Annotated in this window: 14 protein-coding genes; 8 read left to right on the forward strand and 6 right to left on the reverse strand. The window is 63.1% G+C overall.

The features are described 5' to 3' along the window. Positions 1-253: 253 nt before the first annotated feature. The 6 genes from ABZ728_RS17295 to ABZ728_RS17320 all read right to left on the reverse strand — a co-directional run bounded on the left by ABZ728_RS17295 (position 254) and on the right by ABZ728_RS17320 (position 6,982). Positions 254-685 (reverse strand): DUF1489 domain-containing protein, encoded by a 432-nt coding sequence (locus ABZ728_RS17295; RefSeq protein WP_366657493.1) that lies wholly within the window; start codon positions 683-685, stop codon positions 254-256. A 151-nt stretch (positions 686-836) separates the two neighbouring features. Beyond that, positions 837-1,748, reverse strand: coding sequence for a hydroxymethylglutaryl-CoA lyase (locus tag ABZ728_RS17300; RefSeq protein ID WP_366657494.1), 912 nt, complete (start codon positions 1,746-1,748; stop codon positions 837-839). Then, complete coding sequence (locus tag ABZ728_RS17305; protein WP_366657495.1) at positions 1,745-3,769, reverse strand: acetyl/propionyl/methylcrotonyl-CoA carboxylase subunit alpha; 2,025 nt, start codon at positions 3,767-3,769, stop codon at positions 1,745-1,747. The genes ABZ728_RS17300 and ABZ728_RS17305 overlap by 4 nt, the downstream gene beginning before the upstream one ends. A gap of 8 nt (positions 3,770-3,777) precedes the next feature. Continuing rightward, on the reverse strand, positions 3,778-4,680 hold the full coding sequence (locus ABZ728_RS17310; protein ID WP_366657496.1) for an enoyl-CoA hydratase/isomerase family protein: 903 nt from the start codon (positions 4,678-4,680) through the stop codon (positions 3,778-3,780). Positions 4,681-4,709: 29 nt separating this feature from the next. Further along, positions 4,710-6,317 (reverse strand): carboxyl transferase domain-containing protein, encoded by a 1,608-nt coding sequence (locus ABZ728_RS17315; RefSeq protein ID WP_366657497.1) that lies wholly within the window; start codon positions 6,315-6,317, stop codon positions 4,710-4,712. Continuing rightward, on the reverse strand, positions 6,314-6,982 hold the full coding sequence (locus ABZ728_RS17320) for a 2-hydroxychromene-2-carboxylate isomerase (protein ID WP_366657498.1): 669 nt from the start codon (positions 6,980-6,982) through the stop codon (positions 6,314-6,316). The genes ABZ728_RS17315 and ABZ728_RS17320 overlap by 4 nt, the downstream gene beginning before the upstream one ends. Before the next feature lie 216 nt (positions 6,983-7,198). Between ABZ728_RS17320 and ABZ728_RS17325 the strand changes: the two genes are divergently transcribed. The 8 genes from ABZ728_RS17325 (at position 7,199) to flgK (ending at position 17,013) form a co-directional block, all read left to right on the forward strand. Further along, entirely contained in the window at positions 7,199-7,666 is a 468-nt protein-coding gene (locus ABZ728_RS17325) for a gamma-glutamylcyclotransferase family protein (RefSeq protein WP_366657499.1), read from the forward strand. Between the two features lie 316 nt (positions 7,667-7,982). Continuing rightward, the gene (proV, locus tag ABZ728_RS17330) at positions 7,983-9,170 is read left to right on the forward strand and encodes a glycine betaine/L-proline ABC transporter ATP-binding protein ProV (RefSeq protein WP_366657500.1); all 1,188 of its coding nucleotides are present in this window, start codon (positions 7,983-7,985) and stop codon (positions 9,168-9,170) included. A gap of 13 nt (positions 9,171-9,183) precedes the next feature. After that, on the forward strand, positions 9,184-10,110 hold the full coding sequence (locus ABZ728_RS17335) for a proline/glycine betaine ABC transporter permease (RefSeq protein WP_366657501.1): 927 nt from the start codon (positions 9,184-9,186) through the stop codon (positions 10,108-10,110). A 175-nt stretch (positions 10,111-10,285) separates the two neighbouring features. Continuing rightward, on the forward strand, positions 10,286-11,155 hold the full coding sequence (locus ABZ728_RS17340; protein ID WP_366657502.1) for a glycine betaine ABC transporter substrate-binding protein: 870 nt from the start codon (positions 10,286-10,288) through the stop codon (positions 11,153-11,155). A gap of 341 nt (positions 11,156-11,496) precedes the next feature. Then, entirely contained in the window at positions 11,497-12,954 is a 1,458-nt protein-coding gene (locus tag ABZ728_RS17345; RefSeq protein WP_366657503.1) for a flagellar hook-length control protein FliK, read from the forward strand. A gap of 30 nt (positions 12,955-12,984) precedes the next feature. Beyond that, on the forward strand, positions 12,985-13,746 hold the full coding sequence (locus ABZ728_RS17350; RefSeq protein ID WP_366657504.1) for a flagellar hook assembly protein FlgD: 762 nt from the start codon (positions 12,985-12,987) through the stop codon (positions 13,744-13,746). 86 nt (positions 13,747-13,832) lie between these two features. Continuing rightward, on the forward strand, positions 13,833-15,458 hold the full coding sequence (locus tag ABZ728_RS17355) for a flagellar hook-basal body complex protein (protein WP_366657505.1): 1,626 nt from the start codon (positions 13,833-13,835) through the stop codon (positions 15,456-15,458). A gap of 160 nt (positions 15,459-15,618) precedes the next feature. Further along, positions 15,619-17,013, forward strand: a complete 1,395-nt coding sequence (gene flgK / locus ABZ728_RS17360) for a flagellar hook-associated protein FlgK (RefSeq protein WP_366657754.1) — start codon at positions 15,619-15,621, stop codon at positions 17,011-17,013. Positions 17,014-17,015: the final 2 nt, after the last annotated feature.

Consider the following 17,015-nt stretch of genomic DNA (forward strand, 5'->3'; position numbering starts at 1 on the left):
CACAATGTCCAAAATCCAAAATCAGAGACCAAAAATCCCCCGCGGGCCGCATAAGCAACCCACCAAAGGATCGTCCAGCATCTGATCTGCAAGCACCCCTGCTTCAAGGCCCCCTCAGGAACCACCCCAACCCGTCGTTGCCGACCGGCCAGCGCCGCAGTGCGTGAGCGAGCTTATAGCCAACCTCACCAACCAAACGCAATACCTTTTTGCAGAAAAATGACGCTGTCATCGAAACCGCGATCGGCGACCGTCAGACGACCCCCATTTCACGCAGCTCGCGGGCCAATTCGGGCGGCAGAGCATCGTCCTCGGCGCTGCCCGCACCGTCCAGATCGGGCGGTGCGTCGTCTGGTCGAAGATACCGCCATCCCTGGATCGCCCGCCTGGGCAGGCCGGCGGTCTCGATCAGCGCCGGATCGAACACCATCAGGCAGAACGGCTTGCCTTCATCGTCCCGCTCCTCGTCCAGCCCCAGGATGCGCTGGCGCACGCAGATAACACCCTTGATGATCCAGTAGATCGACCCGCCGTCGAGGACCTCGTCCGCCCTTGTCGGGCGCCTGCGGGTATAGCCGAACACGACGTCGCGGCCTCCGTGCTGCCCGGCACGAGCGGCCTGCCTTGCCTGCAGCGAGGCCACGTCCGCGATTCCGACAGCGGTCTTGAGTAGATGTACGGCCATGGTTCTCCTTCGGGACAGCAACCGGAACGGGTGGGTCGGCGGTTTGCCGCCGACGATCCTAACCGTCTATTCGATTGGTTCCGAAGATGTGTCATTGCCGGCGCCCCGTCCAGTCTTCCCCGTTCAGCCCTCCCCGTTCAGCCCTCCCCGTTCAGCCCGGGGCGGCGGCCGCCTTTGCCAGCAGCGCACTGCCGGCCCGAGAGCGATTCGGGCGCCCGATCGCCTGCGTGATGAAATCGCCAGCGCGGGCCAGCGCCGCGATATCTACCCCGGAGTCGTAGCCCAGGCCATCGAGCATATAGACGACGTCCTCTGTTGCCACATTGCCCGTCGCGCCTTTGGCAAAGGGGCAGCCGCCCAGTCCGGCGACAGACGAATCGACGACGTCGATGCCGTTCTGCAGCGCGACGTGAATGTTGACCAGCGCCTGACCGTAAGTGTCGTGAAAATGGGCGGCGAGGCGGTCGATCGGCACGTGATGTTCGACGGCCGCTATTAACCGTGCGACCGCTGATGGCGTGCCGACGCCGATCGTGTCGCCCAGCGAAATCTCGTAACACCCCATCGTCGCCAGTTCCGCCGCCACCCCTGCCACAGTGTCCGGCGCAACCGCGCCCTCGTAAGGGCAACCCAACACGCAGGACACATAGCCGCGCACCCGGATTCCGGCGCCTAGCGCCCGCGATACGACAGGACGAAACCGCTCCAGACTCTCAGCGATGCTGCAATTGATGTTCTTCCGGCTAAAAGTCTCCGAAGCCGCGCCGAAAACGGCAACCTCTTCGACGCCGGCTGCAATCGCGGCTTCCAATCCTTTTTCGTTCGGCACCAGAACCGGATAGGCGACACCGGGACGCCGGTCGAGAGCCGCCAGCACCTGGGCACTGTCGGCCATCTGCGGCACCCATTTCGGCGAGACGAACGCCCCCGCCTCGATCACGCGCAAACCGGCATCCGCCAGCCTGCCGATCAGAGCGACCCTGGTCGCCGTAGGGACGGCGGCCGGCTCGTTCTGAAGCCCGTCCCTGGGCCCGACCTCGACGATGCGGATGCGGCGTGTCATGCAGAGGCGTCCTCCTCGGGCGAGCCCGATTCGAAGCCGACCAGCTCGGCCCCCTCCTCGACCTGATCACCGACGCCAAACGGCAGCCCGGTCACGGCGCCATCCGCCGGTGCGAGTATCGTATGCTCCATCTTCATCGCCTCGATCACGATCAGCGCAACGCCCTTTTTGACCGAATCGCCCACAGCGACGTGAAGCGCGACCACGCGACCCGGCATTGGCGCGACGAGCTTGCCGCCGACGGCATCGCGATCGGCGTCGGCAATCGGGTCGACCAGCGAAAGCCGCTGGATTTCGCCGGAATCGAAGACCGTCACCGCCAATCCATCGAGCGCGACTCTGACACGTCGCCAGACGCCGTCGATGCCGAGTGACAACATACCATCGTCGTCCACCCTATAGGCGAGTCGGGCCTCGATGCCGTCAGACGTCAAGAGAATACAGCCGTCGCGAAGATACCGCAGTGTGACGGCGAGAAGCACTTCTCCCGACCGGAATGCGATGCGCTCCTCGCCCTCGCCGTTCAGCCGCCATCCGCCGGCATCGCCCCATGGCGACCATGGATCCGCCGACGAACCCGCCTGCCGAGCCGCCTTCGCGGCGCGATCGGCCAGAACGCCGGCGACGGCGGCGCCCAGCGTCGGCAGGCCCGGCAATCTCCGTTCCGGCAGCAGATCCGCTGTATGCTTCTCGATAAAGCCGGTCTCGATCGCCCCCGCAGCGAATGCCGGATGCGTCACGATTCGCCTGAGAAAGGCCGCATTGGTGGCCGGACCTGCCACCTCCGTCTTCTCCAGCGCCCGGCCCAGTCGCCGCAAAGCGGTCGCCCGATCGGGCCCATGGGCGATGATTTTCGCAATCATGGGGTCGTAGTGAACCGAGATCACCGATCCGGCGTCGACGCCGCTGTCGACCCTGATGCCGACTTCTCGTTCGGGCATGGAAAAATGGGTCAGCCGCCCCGTCGACGGCAGGAATCCGGCGTCCGGATCCTCGGCGTAAAGCCGCACCTCGACCGCATGGCCGTCGAGGCGGATATCGTCCTGAACACAGGGCAGCGCTTCACCCGCCGCGATGCGCAACTGCCAGGCGACCAGATCGACGCCAGTTACGGCTTCGGTGACCGGGTGCTCCACCTGCAACCGCGTGTTCATCTCCATGAAGAAGAATTCGCCGCTGTCGGGGGCATAGAGAAATTCCACGGTTCCCGCCCCGACATAGCCGATGGCCTTCGCCGCGGCGACGGCGGCCGCGCCCATCGCCTCGCGCACCGCCGGGGGCAAATCGGGCGCCGGCGCTTCCTCGGCCACTTTCTGGTGGCGGCGCTGAATGGAGCAGTCGCGCTCGAACAGGTGAATGCAGCCCCCGTGACTGTCGGCGAAAACCTGCACCTCGACATGGCGCGGATGGTCGAGGTAGCGCTCGATCAGCATCCGGTCGTCGCCGAAAGCCGCCACGGCTTCCCGCCGCGCCCCGCCGAGCGCCGCCGGGAACGCCTCGGCATCCCTGACGACCCGCATGCCCTTGCCGCCGCCGCCGGCCGACGCCTTGAGCATGATCGGATACCCGACACGATCGGCCTCTGCCGACAACAGGGCATCGTCCTGACCGTCGCCATGATAGCCAGGCAGAATGGGCACGCCGGCATCGGCCATGATCGCCTTGGCGGTGGATTTCCCCCCCATCGCCCGCATGGCGCTCGCCGGCGGACCGACGAAAGTAATGCCGGCAGCCGCGCAGGCATCGGCGAAATCGGCATTCTCGGACAGGAAACCGTATCCCGGATGGATGGCCTCCGCCCCGGTCCGGCGGGCCGCCTCGATGACGCGGTTGCCGTCGAGATAACTTTCCCGCGCCGGCGATGGCCCGATCCAGACCGCCTGATCGGCCTGGTGAACATGTGGCGCATCGGCGTCGGCATCGGAAAAGACCGCCACTGTCCGGATCCCGAGCGAACGCGCGGTCCGGATGATCCGGCAGGCGATCTCTCCGCGATTGGCGATCAACAGGCTGGATACCATGGACTCCGTCACTCCTGCTCCGGCGGGGCATCATCGCCGGTCCGGCGCCATGCCGGCGGCCTTTTTTCCAGGAACGCGGTAACGCCTTCCCGTCCTTCGTCGCCCGCGCGCAGATCGGCGATCCGCCGCGCCGTCAGATCGATGACGGTCGAGGGATCCTGGCCGACCACGGCGGCGACCAGGCCCTTGGCCGCCGCGAGTGCCGTGGGACCGTTGGCGACCAACGCGTCGGTGTATCCGGCAACCACCCGATCAAGGGACTCACCCTGGTCGACGACCTCGTGGACAAGGCCGATCCGGCGTGCCTCAGCGGCGTCGAAACGCTCCCCGGTGAGAAAGTACCGTCGGGCCTGACGGGGACCGATCGCCTGCACCACATACGGAGAGATGACGGCGGGTATCAGGCCCAGCTTGACCTCCGACAGTGCAAATCGCGCCGTTGCCGACGCGACGGCGATGTCGCAGCAGGCCACCAGGCCGACGCCTCCGCCCATGGCCGCGCCCTGAACCCGGGCCACTGTCGGTTTGGGCAAATTGTTGAGCGTCTGCATCAGGCCGGCCAGCGTATGGGCATCGGCGAGGTTCTCGTCATAGCCGTAGTCGGCCATGGCCCTCATGTAATTGAGGTCGGCCCCGGCTGAGAAACTCTTGCCCTCCGCGGCGAGCACCACGGCGCGGACATCCTCGCGCCCGCCGACATCCCGCAGCGCCGCCGTCAGGGCCCCTATCATGGCCTCGTCGAAGGCGTTGTGGACGTTTGAACGACACATGACGACGCGGGCTACCGGCCCGTCGCGCTCGATGCGCACCGTTTCGGGTGACGCTGGCTCCGGTGACACTGGCTCGGGTGACACTGGCTCGGGTGATGGGGGCGTCGCGCTGCCCGTCCTTCCCGCCTCGTCGGTCGCCATGGCCTCTGGTCCTCCTTCGTGCTTGCGCCCTACATCCTGAACAGGCCAAAGCGGGTTTCCGGGATCGGCGCGTTCAACGACGCCGACAGGCCCAGGCCGAGGACCATCCGGGTATCGGCCGGATCGATCACGCCGTCGTCCCACAGGCGGGCGGAAGCGTAATAAGGGTGTCCCTCGCGCTCATACTGCTCGCGGATCGGCGCCTTGAACGTCTCCTCGTCCTCGACGGGCCAGTCCTCGCCGCGCGCTTCCATGCCGTCGCGCCGGACCTGGGCCAGGACGTTGGCCGCCTGATCGCCGCCCATGACGGAGATCCGCGCGTTCGGCCACATGTACAACAACCGCGGCCCGTATGCCCTGCCGCACATGCCATAGTTTCCGGCGCCGAAACTGCCGCCGATGATGATGGTGAATTTGGGCACCGACGCCGTCGCGACCGCCGTCACCAGCTTCGCGCCGTCCTTGGCGATGCCGCCAGCCTCGTATTTCCGGCCGACCATGAAGCCCGAGATATTCTGCAGAAAAACCAGAGGAATACCGCGCTGGGCGCAGAGTTCGATGAAATGGGCGCCCTTCTGCGCGCTTTCGGAAAAGAGGATGCCGTTATTGGCAATGATGCCGACCGGATAGCCGAAGATATGCGCAAATCCGGTCACCAGGGTCTGGCCGTAAAGCGATTTGAACTCGCCGAATTCCGAGCCGTCGACGATCCGGGCGATGACATCGCGGACATCGTATGGCTTCTTCAGGTCGGTCCCGACGATACCGTAGATCTCGCCTGCGTCGTAGAGCGGCGGGCGCGGCGGGCGGATGTCGAGAGCAACGGGCTTGCGGCGATTCAGATCGGCCACAAGCCGCCGCGCGATGGCCAGCGCATGGGCATCATCGGTCGCATAGTGATCGGTGACTCCGGAAACGCGCGAATGCACGTCCGCGCCGCCGAGATCCTCCGCCGACACGACTTCGCCCGTTGCTGCCTTGACCAGCGGCGGCCCGCCGAGAAAGATTGTCCCCTGCTCCCTGACGATGATCGCCTCATCCGACATCGCCGGCACATAGGCGCCGCCGGCCGTACATGACCCCATGACCACCGCGATCTGCGGTATGCCGGCCGCAGACATCGTCGCCTGATTATAGAAGATGCGGCCGAAATGGTCGCGATCGGGAAAGACTTCGTCCTGGCGGGGCAGATTGGCGCCGCCGCTGTCGACCAGATAGAGGCAGGGAAGGTTGTTTTGCAGCGCGACTTCCTGCGCCCGGAGGTGCTTTTTCACCGTCAACGGATAATAGGTGCCGCCCTTGACGGTCGCATCGTTGGCGACGACGATACACTCGCGTCCGGCGATGCGGCCAATGCCGGTAATAATGCCGGCGGCGGGCACGTCCTCGCCGTAGACGTCGTGGGCCGCAAGCTGTCCGATTTCCAGGAACGGCGCACCGGGATCGAGCAAGGCGCGGATCCGGTCGCGCGGAAGCAGTTTACCGCGGGAGAGATGCCGTTCGCGCGCTTTTTCACCGCCGCCGCTTTTGATTCTGGCAACGGTTGCGCGAAGGTCATCGACGAGAGCTGCCATGGCGCCGGCATTGTCGGAGAAAGTGGCCGAGCGGGTATCCACACTGCTTTTCAGTACCGTCATCTGACGCGCCCCTGCAAAGCCTCGCCGGGCTCGCCGCCTGAAAGCCACCAGTCGACGTGATCCAGTCGATCGGCGCCCCAGAATGCTTCGCCGTCCGCGACGATGAACGGACTGCCGAAGACACCCACGGCAATCGCCGAATCGGTTTCGGTCTTGAGCCGGTCCTTGATCGGGCGGCTTTCCATCCCGTCGAGAATTTCGTCCGACCCATCGGGGAGGCCGGGGACTTCGAGTGCGGCGACGGCCTTGGCAACGGCTTCCTTGTCGATCAACGCCTGGCCACGGCCGAAAATCTCGTGGAGAAGCCCACGAACGACCGCCTTCTCGGCGCCCGGCGCTGTCGATTCCGCCCAGTACACAGCACGGGCAGCAGCAACGGTGGCAAAGGGAAACGGCTCCGGCAGGACGAACGGAAGGCCCAGCATCCGCGCGAATCTGGGGCAATCATGGCGCAGATAGTCGCCTTTCAGCGGCAAATCGGCCAATGGCTGCGCCCCGGTCGCCCGAAATACGACGCCCAGCAGGATCGGGCGCCAATCGACCGCCCGGCCATGGCGCGCCGCGAGCGTCAGAACGGAGTCGACGGCGAGATAGGCATAGGGGCTGGAGAAATCGAAATAGAAGGTGATGGCTGCCTTGTCCGAGTCGTCGTTCTGGCCGGTCATGGCGCCGCCTCTCTGATCGTATTTCCGTGGGCCAGGACATGCAGTCCGCCTCAGGTGCCATCATAAGGTCGGCGCACTTGCCCGCGCAATCGCAGAGGTAGGGATATTCGGGTTCAATTGGCATCCGATAACGATTAAAAGATATAGTCATTTCTCTTTTACGGGGGCGGGCGACAGGTCCATGTCGCACCTGTAGTGGGGGCGCTCGCGGAATCGATGCTGTATTTCTCCTATGGACTGAACATGGATCCCGAGGGCATGGCGCGGCGCTGCCCGGGATCCCGATTCGTCTCGCAGGCCACGCTGCCGGACCACCGGTTCCGGGTTACCTGCCAGGGCGTGGCCACCGTCATCCCCGCCCCCGGGCATCTGGTTCCCGGCGTCCTGTGGCGCGTTGCGATCGCGGACCTGTCGACGCTGGACGGATTCGAAGGCGTCACGCTGGGCATCTATCGCAAGCGCTTCATCCATGTCCGCACCAATGGGCGGATCCGTCGGGCGCTGATTTACACGGCCGTCGTCTCGCGGCCGGGCTATTCCGGTCCCGGCTATATGGACGCGGTCGTTCGCGCGGCTGAGGCCGCCGGCCTGCCCGGCGATTACGTGGCCGAACTGAACAAGCGTGCCGGCAATTCGTTCGGACGGCCGCAGGAACGGCCCTGGTTCCTCACCGAAGACTACTGAAGCGATTCAGCCAGAGCCGCTCCGCTTTCGGATTCCAGCGGGACCGGTCGGCAAGCAGACTTGAAACGACCTGCCGCGAAAGAAAAACGAAGGTTGGTGTCCCAAATCCGGTGCCCCGTTGCTGCTGTCCGACAATATCATCCTGAGCACCTAGCCATAATGGGGTAGACAGAGCGATCAAAAGAAACGCCAACCCATAGTCTGACGATAGAGCGGATTTGACAAATCCTGCCACTGCACCTATGTGATGTGGAGTTCTCTCACGGAGCCCATCCGGACCGCCTTGGGGCGCGGTCGTCACAGACCAATGAGCAACATGACTGATAAACTGGTCGTCAAGAATCTGTATAAAATTTTTGGTCCCCATCCCGATCGCGCACGCGCCATGCTGGAGGATGGCTCTTCGAAAGACGAGATCTATGCCGAGACCGGCGCAACAGTCGCGGTCAACAACGCCAGCTTCTCGGTCCAGAAGGGCGAAGTCTTCGTTATTATGGGCCTGTCCGGGTCCGGCAAGTCCACGATCGTGCGCTTGCTGAATCGGCTCATCGAGCCGACTTCCGGTCAGGTGATGGTCGATGACCGCGATATTGCGGCACTCAGCCAGAAGGAACTGATCGAAATTCGCCGACGCTTGTTCGGCATGGTCTTCCAGTCCTTCGCTTTGATGCCGCATCTGACCGTGGTTGAGAATGCCGAATTCGGCCTCGCCGTCGCCGGGTATGGCACAGCCGACCGTCGGCAGCGGGCGCTCGAAGCGCTGGAAAAGGTCGGCCTTCGCGCCAATGCCGATGCCATGCCATCGGAGCTTTCCGGCGGCATGCAGCAGCGTGTCGGGCTGGCACGGGCGCTGGCCGTAGATCCTGCCATCATGCTGATGGACGAGGCGTTCTCGGCCCTCGACCCGCTGATCCGCACCGAGATGCAGGACGAACTGCTCCGACTGCAGCAGGAAGCTGAGCGCACGGTCATTTTTATTTCCCACGACCTCGATGAAGCCATGCGCATCGGCGATCGCATTGCCATCATGCAGGACGGCATGATCGTGCAGGTGGGGCGACCGGACGAAATTGTACGCAATCCGGCTAACGAGTATGTCCAGTCATTCTTCAAGGGTGTGGACGTCACTCAGGTGTTCACGGCGGGGCACATCGCCGCCAAGACCGGACTGACCATTGTTCATCGCGGAGATGACGGTGTGGACAGCGCTCTCCAGCGCCTTCGCAAACACGAAACCGACTACGCCTATGTTCATGATCGGTCGAAAAAGTTCAAAGGCGTCGTTTCGAGCGAGAGTCTGCGGGCACAGGCGGGCGGCAGCGGTTCGATTGACAAGGCCTTGCTACCGGACATTAAACCCGTCAGCGCCGACACCTCGCTTTCCGACCTGATGGGACTGGTCGCCGACGCTCCCTGCCCCCTGCCGGTCGTCGACAGTAACAACGTCTTCGTCGGCACAATATCCAGGGCTGCCCTTCTGCGCACCCTGGACCGAAACGAGTAGGAGAATCGGCACCGTGTTTGATTGGGAACCTGAATTCCGCATTCCGATCGGCGATGTCGTTTCGGCCACTGTCGACTGGCTGCGCGCTAACGCATCCGGTCTTTTCGACGGCATTGCGTCATTCGTTGGCGCGGTCGTGGATTTCGTGGAAACGATACTGACCACGCTGCCTTTCTGGCTGACGGCACTGATCATCATCGGCATTGCCTGGTACCGCGTCGGCTGGCGGTTCGGCCTGTTCGCCGTGGCCTCCATGGTCGTGATCGTGGGAATCGATCTTTGGCCGGAGACCATGGAAACTTTGGCACTGATCCTGTCGGCGACCGCAGTCAGCCTCGCAATCGGTATTCCCGTGGGCATCGCAGCCGCCAAGTCCGACCGGCTACTTGCAGTGATCCGGCCTGTGCTCGACCTCATGCAAACGCTTCCGCCCTTCGTCTATCTGATCCCGGCCGCGATGCTTTTTGGCCTGGGACAGGTGCCGGGCGCGATCGCGACGATCATTTTCTCAATGCCGCCTTCAGTACGTCTGACGAATCTCGGCATCCGCCACGTGCCGAAGGAAATGGTCGAAGCCGGACAGTCATTCGGGTGCACACCGCGCCAGCTTCTGTTCCATGTGCAGATCCCCAATGCCATGCCCTCCATCATGGCGGGCGTTAACCAGACCATCATGCTGGCGCTGTCGATGGTCGTCATCGCCTCGATGATCGGCGCTGGCGGCCTGGGAACAGAGGTGCTGCGCGGTATTCAGCGGTTGAATGTCGGCCTTGGCTTCGAAGGCGGTCTCGGCGTCGTCATACTTGCGGTCCTGCTGGACCGGGTGACGCAGACCTTCGGCACAGGCCAGCGGCGTGCGACGCTGAAGTCCCGCTTAATGTCGGTTTTCACGCCCGGCACGGCCGGCCGCGCTGGCGGCAATGGCCGGACAGAAGCCTGACCGGTCCGGCTGCGACGGCCACACATCACTCGATGGCCGACGGCGACAACGATCCGCCCTCGGCCTGGCACCTCGCCGCTCCACGGAGCGCGCGGGTGTTTCACCTCCGTCGATTTCGGGTGCAATGGCGCCCGATCTCGGCATCACCGATCGCTATATGCGAAAGGAGAATCCAATGACCTTCAAGATCAAGACAGCAGCAGCAACCAGCGCCCTGGCGCTCGGTCTGGCGACCGCGCCGGCCGCCGCACAGGATGTGACGATCGGCTGGACGGCATGGTCCGACGCCGAGGCTATCACGACCATGGCCGTTCAGGTCATTGAAGAACACTTTGATGCAGAAGTCGAAATGACGCTGGCGGACATCGCCATTCAGTATCAGGGCGTCGAAACCGGCGATCTGGATATGATGCTGATGGCTTGGTTGCCGGGCACTCACGCCGACTACTGGGAAAACCTCTCCAAGGACGTGATTCCGGTCGGCCCGCTCTACACCGGCGCAAAGCTCGGCTGGGTCGTTCCAAATTACATGGACGAGGACACATTCGGCTCGATCGCCGACCTCAACAGCGACGAAGCGCGTGAAGCGCTCGACGGCGAGATCCAGGGCATCGATCCCGGCGCGGGGCTGATGCGTCTTTCCGAAGAGGCCCTCGAAGTCTACGACCTCGAAGGCTACGACGTTCTGACGTCCTCCGGCGCCGCCATGACCGCGGCCCTGGATCGGGCCATCCAGAACGAAGATCCGATCGTCGTGACGGGCTGGAGCCCGCACTGGATGTTCGGCGCTTACGACCTTCGGTATCTTGAGGATCCGGAAGGCGCCCTCGGCGGGGACGAACGGATTCACGCCATGGTCCGCCCCGGCTTCGATCAGGACCATCCGGAAATCTTCAACTTCCTCACCCGGTTCACCATTGATCTGGACATCCTCCAGAACCTGATGGCCGAAGCCGAAGAATCCTCTTATGAAGAAGCCGTCGCGAACTTCATCGATGAGAACGAAAGCCTGGTCAACTACTGGGTGACCGGCGAGATCGAGTAACGAGAACCGCCGATCGCAAACGATCGACGCTTGTTGCGCCTGGCCCGTTGCCGCTACCCGCGGCAACGGGCCTTTTTGTGCGATCACGCGATGGGGCTGATACGCCCGGGGCACAACGCAACGATCCGAAGACGGACTGCGCCTGGGCAGACTCTGACCTGGCCACCCGGCAGGAATTACCGGCCAGTCGACGTCTGCTGGACGCGTGCCCCCGGACCGACCTCAAGGCACTCAGCGCCGCTATATCGTAAACTATTGATAATAAATGATTTTTTTTGCCCCCGGAGGGTTTGGCATCGCCCTTGCATTGAAATGCGCGTGAACGTCAGCGTGAGGGTCCGATGGACATCCAGGCATCAATTTTCGGCACTACAAGATTGGGGCGTACGGACGGCCAATCAGGCGGTGCCCGCGAGAACTCCGGCGCTGCCTTCGACGGACTGCTGCGGCTTGCTGCGGGGCGAACCGCCGAATCGTCATCGGATGCGGAGATTTCGGAGACCGAAGCCCGCGCCGCCATCGACTTCGCCAGACGGATGACCGAGACCGAGGCGGAAGGTGGCGCGGAAGCCGTCGGCGACGGGGGCGGGCAAACATTGCCGGGCGGCGATGTGCTGAAGGCGCTGGAAAACCTGCTCGCCGCGATGGATATCGATGTCACCGAGCAAGTAGGCAAGGTTCTGGAAGAAGGCGGCATAGAAGACGCCGTCAGGAAACTGGTCGCTGCGTTGGCGGAAGCGCTGCAGGCGGAAGGCGACACTGACGGTATGCAGACCATTCCCGCGCAGGACGCCGATCTGCTCGCCAATGCGGACGATGAGACGATCGGTGCAGCGCTTGCCGCCCTGATCGATATCGAAATGGCCGGTGCCGACCGGGTCGAGTCCCTGTCGTCCCGGATGTCATCATGGGCAGAAGAAGTTTCCGGTCTCGGCGGCGGCCTGGCCGGTCTGACGGCCATGTTCGGCCGGGAGGCGAGCGCCATCGGCCGAAGCCGCGATTCAGGCCCCCAGATCATCGTACCAAACCAGACCACGGCCGGCGGCGACGGCGAGGGGGACGCGGAAATCGCGGCATCAAGACCGGGGGGCACCGCTCGGGCCGACGGCGAGGCTTCGGCACGCGATGGCGGAACCGGCACCGACTCCCGTGGCCGCCAGTTCAGCGACGCTCTCTTCCGGCTCGGCTCGGAAACGCTCGGCGACGACAACGAGATGCCGACGGGGCTCCGCAGCACCTTTGCCACCGCGGGCTCGGAGACGACGACGTCACTGATTCCGACAAGCAGCGCCATAGGCCAGGGGCCGGCCGCAGCCGGTGGCGCCGCAGCCGGCCTGGCGGCGGAAGCCGCAGCTCAGCGTCCGGGCGCCGGTGCAACACCGGTCCAGGACCAGATCGCGCTTCATCTCAAGAAGCTGGCCGACAATGGCGGGGATCGTCTGCGCCTTCAACTGCAGCCAACCCGCCTCGGCGGCATCGATATCGTGATGGAGATCGGCCGCGACGGGCGCGTGCAGGCAGTCGTCATGGCCGACAAGGCCGAAACCCTTTCATTGCTGCAGCGCGATTCCCGCGCTCTGGAACAGGCCCTCCGGGAGGCCGATCTGACGGTTGATGGCGACAGCTTGCGGTTCGACATGGCCGACCGCCAGGAGCGCAACGGTGAAGACGAAACCGGCGCCGGATCCCGCCGGAGTCTCGGCGACAGGCTCTGGGCACAGGGCGACGACAATCCGGACCCGGCCCAGGTCGCTCAACCACCGGCCATCAGTCTCAGAGCCGTCGACATCACCATTTAGCGGACCGACAGGACCGAGCAGGAGACTTCCATGGTCGATATGACATCCCTCACCGGTCAGACCGGCAATCTACCGAGGCCTCAGACAACTCTAGGGGGCCAATCGAGCAGCGCTGGCCAGGCGGCCCGCCAACGGGACGAAGATCCGGAGATCAAACCGGCTTCGGAATCGGACAAAGCGGTTCTGGGCGACGATTTCGACGCCTTCTTGTCGCTGCTGACCACGCAGCTCCAGAACCAGGATCCGATGTCTCCGATGGACACGAACCAGTTCACCGAGCAACTCGTCCAGTTCTCGCAGGTCGAACAGGCGATCAAGTCGAATGACAATCTGGAAACACTGATCGACCTGCAACGCGGCACCGACATCAATACTGCCGCAGCCCTGACCGGCAAGATGGTCGAAGTCGACGGCAACAAGAATCGCCTGAACACGGCCGAGGGTCCCATGCGGTACGTCCTCGACGTTCCGGAGGGTCTGAGCGAGATGCAGGTCGAAATGGTCAATGCCGGCGGACAGGTCATCCATCGCACAGAAATGGACCCGGCTTCCGGCCGTCGCGAGATGGCGTGGGACGGCGCAATGATCGGCGGCGGCACAGCGCCGGACGGCAACTATACTGTCAGGGCCATTGGCCGGGAAGGCGCCGAAGGCGAGATGACAAACGTGCCGACCAGCGTCATCGGCCCGGTCGACGGCGCCACCGTCGAGGATGGCGAGATCATGCTCGAAGTCGGCGGCGGGCGCGTATCGATCGACGACCTGAAGTCCTTCCGCAGCGCTGCCGTCTAGTCCGCCTGAATCGGATCTTCACCTGACAGAAAAAAGTAGCCGGCCCGGCAACAAATGCCCGGCCGGAATCAAACAGGAGCCAGAATATGTCGGTGTTCTCTTCGCTCAATACAGCCGTCGGCGGCCTGCGGGCACAATCGACCGCCCTGGGGCACATCAGCGACAATATCGCGAATTCGACGACGCTCGGGTACAAGCGAACCGAAACCAATTTCCGGGATCTGGTCACGACATCCAACCAGCGCCTTCATTCGCCCGGCTCGGTCATTGCCCAGCCCAAATTCGTCAACAATGTCCAGGGCGAACTGACGCAAAGCCAGACCGAGACCCATATGGCGGTCAGCGGCAACGGCTATTTCGTCGTGTCAGAGCCCGAACGTTTCGAGGGCGATGAGATTTTCTTCCGCAACGAGGAGTTCTATACGCGGCGCGGCGATTTTGAATTGGACCGTTACGGCAACATGGTCAATGGCGCTGGCTATTACCTGCGCGGCCAGCCGGTGATCGATCAGGACACGATGAATACCAGTGACGTGATGGAAATCGTGAACGTTGCCACTACCACGACAGAGCCGGAAGCTACGACACGCATCAATTACCTTGCCAACCTGCCCAGCGAAGCGGATGTCGTGCCTGAGATTCCCGCAGGCGCGCTGAATGCCGGGGTCGCCCCCTGGTCCGGCGTTGCCGAGGCCCCCCGCGCGGTCGGAGATGTGAACGTTCCCGGATTGGCGTCGACTGATCCGAGGGAAATCGACTTCACGGATGTCCCTGTCGCGGAAGGGGCCGAATACACTGTTACCATTGGCGGTCAGCAGTTCACCTACACGGCGGCAGCCGGCGATGACATCAATGACGTCGTCACTGGACTTGCCGCCGATATCGACGCCGATCCGGCTTTCGACGCCAATGGCGCGTCCGCTCCCGTTCTTGAAATCACCGATGGCGCGGGGACGGAAAATATCTCGGCCGAGTCGGACGCACAGACTTATGATTACGATGGCTTCATGGCGTCGAGCGTCAGCGGCGGCGCCCTGACAGTTTATGACGAGATCGGCAATCCCTATGACGTTCAGATGCGCTGGGTCCGGACCGACCGCAATCAATGGTCCCTCTATTACGACCGCGGCGATGATCCGGTCGACGGCCGAACCTGGGTCGAGGCCGATCAGTTCAATTTCGCCAATGGGCAACTCGTCGGCGATACCAGTCGCGAGATCAGTATAAACCTCGATTCGGGATTCAGCGATGATATCAATTTCTCGTTCGCCAATTCCAACCAGGAGCCCGGACTTACACAATATGCCGACAGCGATATATCGGTGTTCCGCCTTGACCAGGACGGGTTCCGCTCCGGCGTCATGACGAATGTTTTCGTGGATGAGAACGGATACGTGACGGCATCCTTCGACAACGGCATCGACCGGACGCTCTATCAAGTACCCGTTGCCATGTTCAACGCCGAGAACGAGTTGAACCGCAAGGATGGCGGCGCGTTTTTCCGCAGTCCGGAAAGCGGCACACCTCGATATGAACAAATGGGCCGCGCCGGGGCCGGATCGATCAATGGATCGGCGCTGGAGAATTCCAATGTCGATATCGCTGACGAGTTCACCAAGATGATCATCGCCCAGCGCACCTACTCCGCCAACACGCGGGTCATCACAACGTCGGACGAAATGCTTCAGGAAATCATCAACGCCAAGCGTTAATGATACCGAAAATTCCCGGACACCGGGAACGTTCCGTTAACCGATTATCACTATACTGACGCGTGAGTGATTGCAGGACCAGAGGCGGCGCGGGCCGCCCCTGGGATCCTGATGCCCCAGAACGGGGGCGTATCGAGGCAGGGAGACCCATGCCGTGGTTATGTCGATCCTGAACAACGCCAGCAGCGGATTGAAGACGGCGCAGAGCCTTCTCAATACGACGTCGCGCAATGTTACGAATGCCAGCACGCCGGGCTATACGAAGAAGACACAGCATTCCTCGACCGGGCCACTCGGCAACGCCGAGCCGGGCAAGATCACCCGTGCCGTCAATGAATTTCTGGTCCAGGATCTGCGGCGCGCCACCTCGGCCGACACATATCAGGATACGCTGACGGCGGCGCTGAAATACATGGATGCCCTGAGCGGCGATCCGGCGGCGGAAGCTTCGCTTGGCAATCGGATGGACGCCCTCGGCAATGCATTCCAGGATGTCGCCACCGAACCGTCGTCCTCGGTCGCCTATGCCGCCGTCATCGAGTCCGGCACCGGGCTCGCCGATTCGATGAACAGGCTCTACAGCGACATGCAGTCGGTCAGGTTCGAGGCACGGCAGGATCGTTCGGTTGATGTCGGAGTCGCGAACGAAATCCTTGGCGAGATTGCTGATCTGAACATCAAGATCTCCGATGGCCTGGCGGCGGGCCGCGACGTCACCGACCGGCAGGACCGGCGCGACCAGCTGGCGCTTGAACTTTCCGAAATCATGGAGATCCGGACCTTCGAGAACGACCGCGGCGTAATGAATGTCTTTACGGCTGAATACCAGCAACTTGCGAACGACCGGGCAAAAACCATCACGGTCGACTCAAACGACCGCATCCTGGTCAGCGACGAACCGGTGAGCCGGCTCGGTGGGACGCTCGGCGCCTATAATGAAATCGAGCGTCGCGCCGTCGATCGTCTTGCCGAACTCGATGAAATGGCGACGCAACTGGCGTCGGCGTTTTCCGAGAATGGCGGTCCGGAAACGGACATGTTCGTGGATGCCGCCGGCAACACACCCGAAGACGGCGGATTTGATAGCGCCGGCTTCGCGGCCGGCATCAGCGTCCGGCAGGATCTGATCGATAATCCCACACATCTGCGGACATCGCGCGCCGATATCGGCCTCGGCAACGAGAACGCCGTGGGCGACACGACAGTGCTCAACCAATCGCGGCAGGCACTCCTTCAGCCGCGCGATTTCGACCTCGGCGCGAACGAGACTTACCGCGGCGTCTTCAAGCCGGCACTGACTTCGGTGACGCTGTCGAACGCCGCCGCCGAAGTGACGGCTTCGATCGGCGATCAGGTACGCCGGTCCGAAGGGCTGCTATCGGAATCGTCGGTGTCGGTCGGCTTCCTGAAGAACGAACTCGCGACAACCGCCGACGTCAATATCGATGACGAGATGGCCCGAATGATCGTGTTGCAGCAGCTCTACAGCGCATCGGCGCGCGTGATCACGACGACGCAGCGCATGATGGACGAATTGATGAATTCGGTACGATAGGG

The organism is Fodinicurvata sp. EGI_FJ10296 (assembly GCF_040712075.1).
In the GTDB taxonomy this organism is placed as follows: domain Bacteria; phylum Pseudomonadota; class Alphaproteobacteria; order DSM-16000; family Inquilinaceae; genus JBFCVL01.

What these genes read in the sequence shown, in the direction of transcription:
- ABZ728_RS17310 (WP_366657496.1), bottom strand. Translation starts at nt 4,680, where the DNA reads ATGGCGACCGACGAGGCGGGAAGGACGGGCAGCGCGACGCCCCCATCA.
- ABZ728_RS17350 (WP_366657504.1), top strand. Translation starts at nt 12,985, where the DNA reads ATGGTCGATATGACATCCCTCACCGGTCAGACCGGCAATCTACCGAGG.
- ABZ728_RS17315 (WP_366657497.1), bottom strand. Translation starts at nt 6,317, where the DNA reads ATGACGGTACTGAAAAGCAGTGTGGATACCCGCTCGGCCACTTTCTCC.
- proV (WP_366657500.1), top strand. Translation starts at nt 7,983, where the DNA reads ATGACTGATAAACTGGTCGTCAAGAATCTGTATAAAATTTTTGGTCCC.
- ABZ728_RS17300 (WP_366657494.1), bottom strand. Translation starts at nt 1,748, where the DNA reads ATGACACGCCGCATCCGCATCGTCGAGGTCGGGCCCAGGGACGGGCTT.
- ABZ728_RS17340 (WP_366657502.1), top strand. Translation starts at nt 10,286, where the DNA reads ATGACCTTCAAGATCAAGACAGCAGCAGCAACCAGCGCCCTGGCGCTC.
- ABZ728_RS17305 (WP_366657495.1), bottom strand. Translation starts at nt 3,769, where the DNA reads ATGGTATCCAGCCTGTTGATCGCCAATCGCGGAGAGATCGCCTGCCGG.
- ABZ728_RS17320 (WP_366657498.1), bottom strand. Translation starts at nt 6,982, where the DNA reads ATGACCGGCCAGAACGACGACTCGGACAAGGCAGCCATCACCTTCTAT.
- ABZ728_RS17355 (WP_366657505.1), top strand. Translation starts at nt 13,833, where the DNA reads ATGTCGGTGTTCTCTTCGCTCAATACAGCCGTCGGCGGCCTGCGGGCA.
- ABZ728_RS17295 (WP_366657493.1), bottom strand. Translation starts at nt 685, where the DNA reads ATGGCCGTACATCTACTCAAGACCGCTGTCGGAATCGCGGACGTGGCC.
- ABZ728_RS17325 (WP_366657499.1), top strand. Translation starts at nt 7,199, where the DNA reads ATGCTGTATTTCTCCTATGGACTGAACATGGATCCCGAGGGCATGGCG.
- ABZ728_RS17345 (WP_366657503.1), top strand. Translation starts at nt 11,497, where the DNA reads ATGGACATCCAGGCATCAATTTTCGGCACTACAAGATTGGGGCGTACG.
- flgK (WP_366657754.1), top strand. Translation starts at nt 15,619, where the DNA reads ATGTCGATCCTGAACAACGCCAGCAGCGGATTGAAGACGGCGCAGAGC.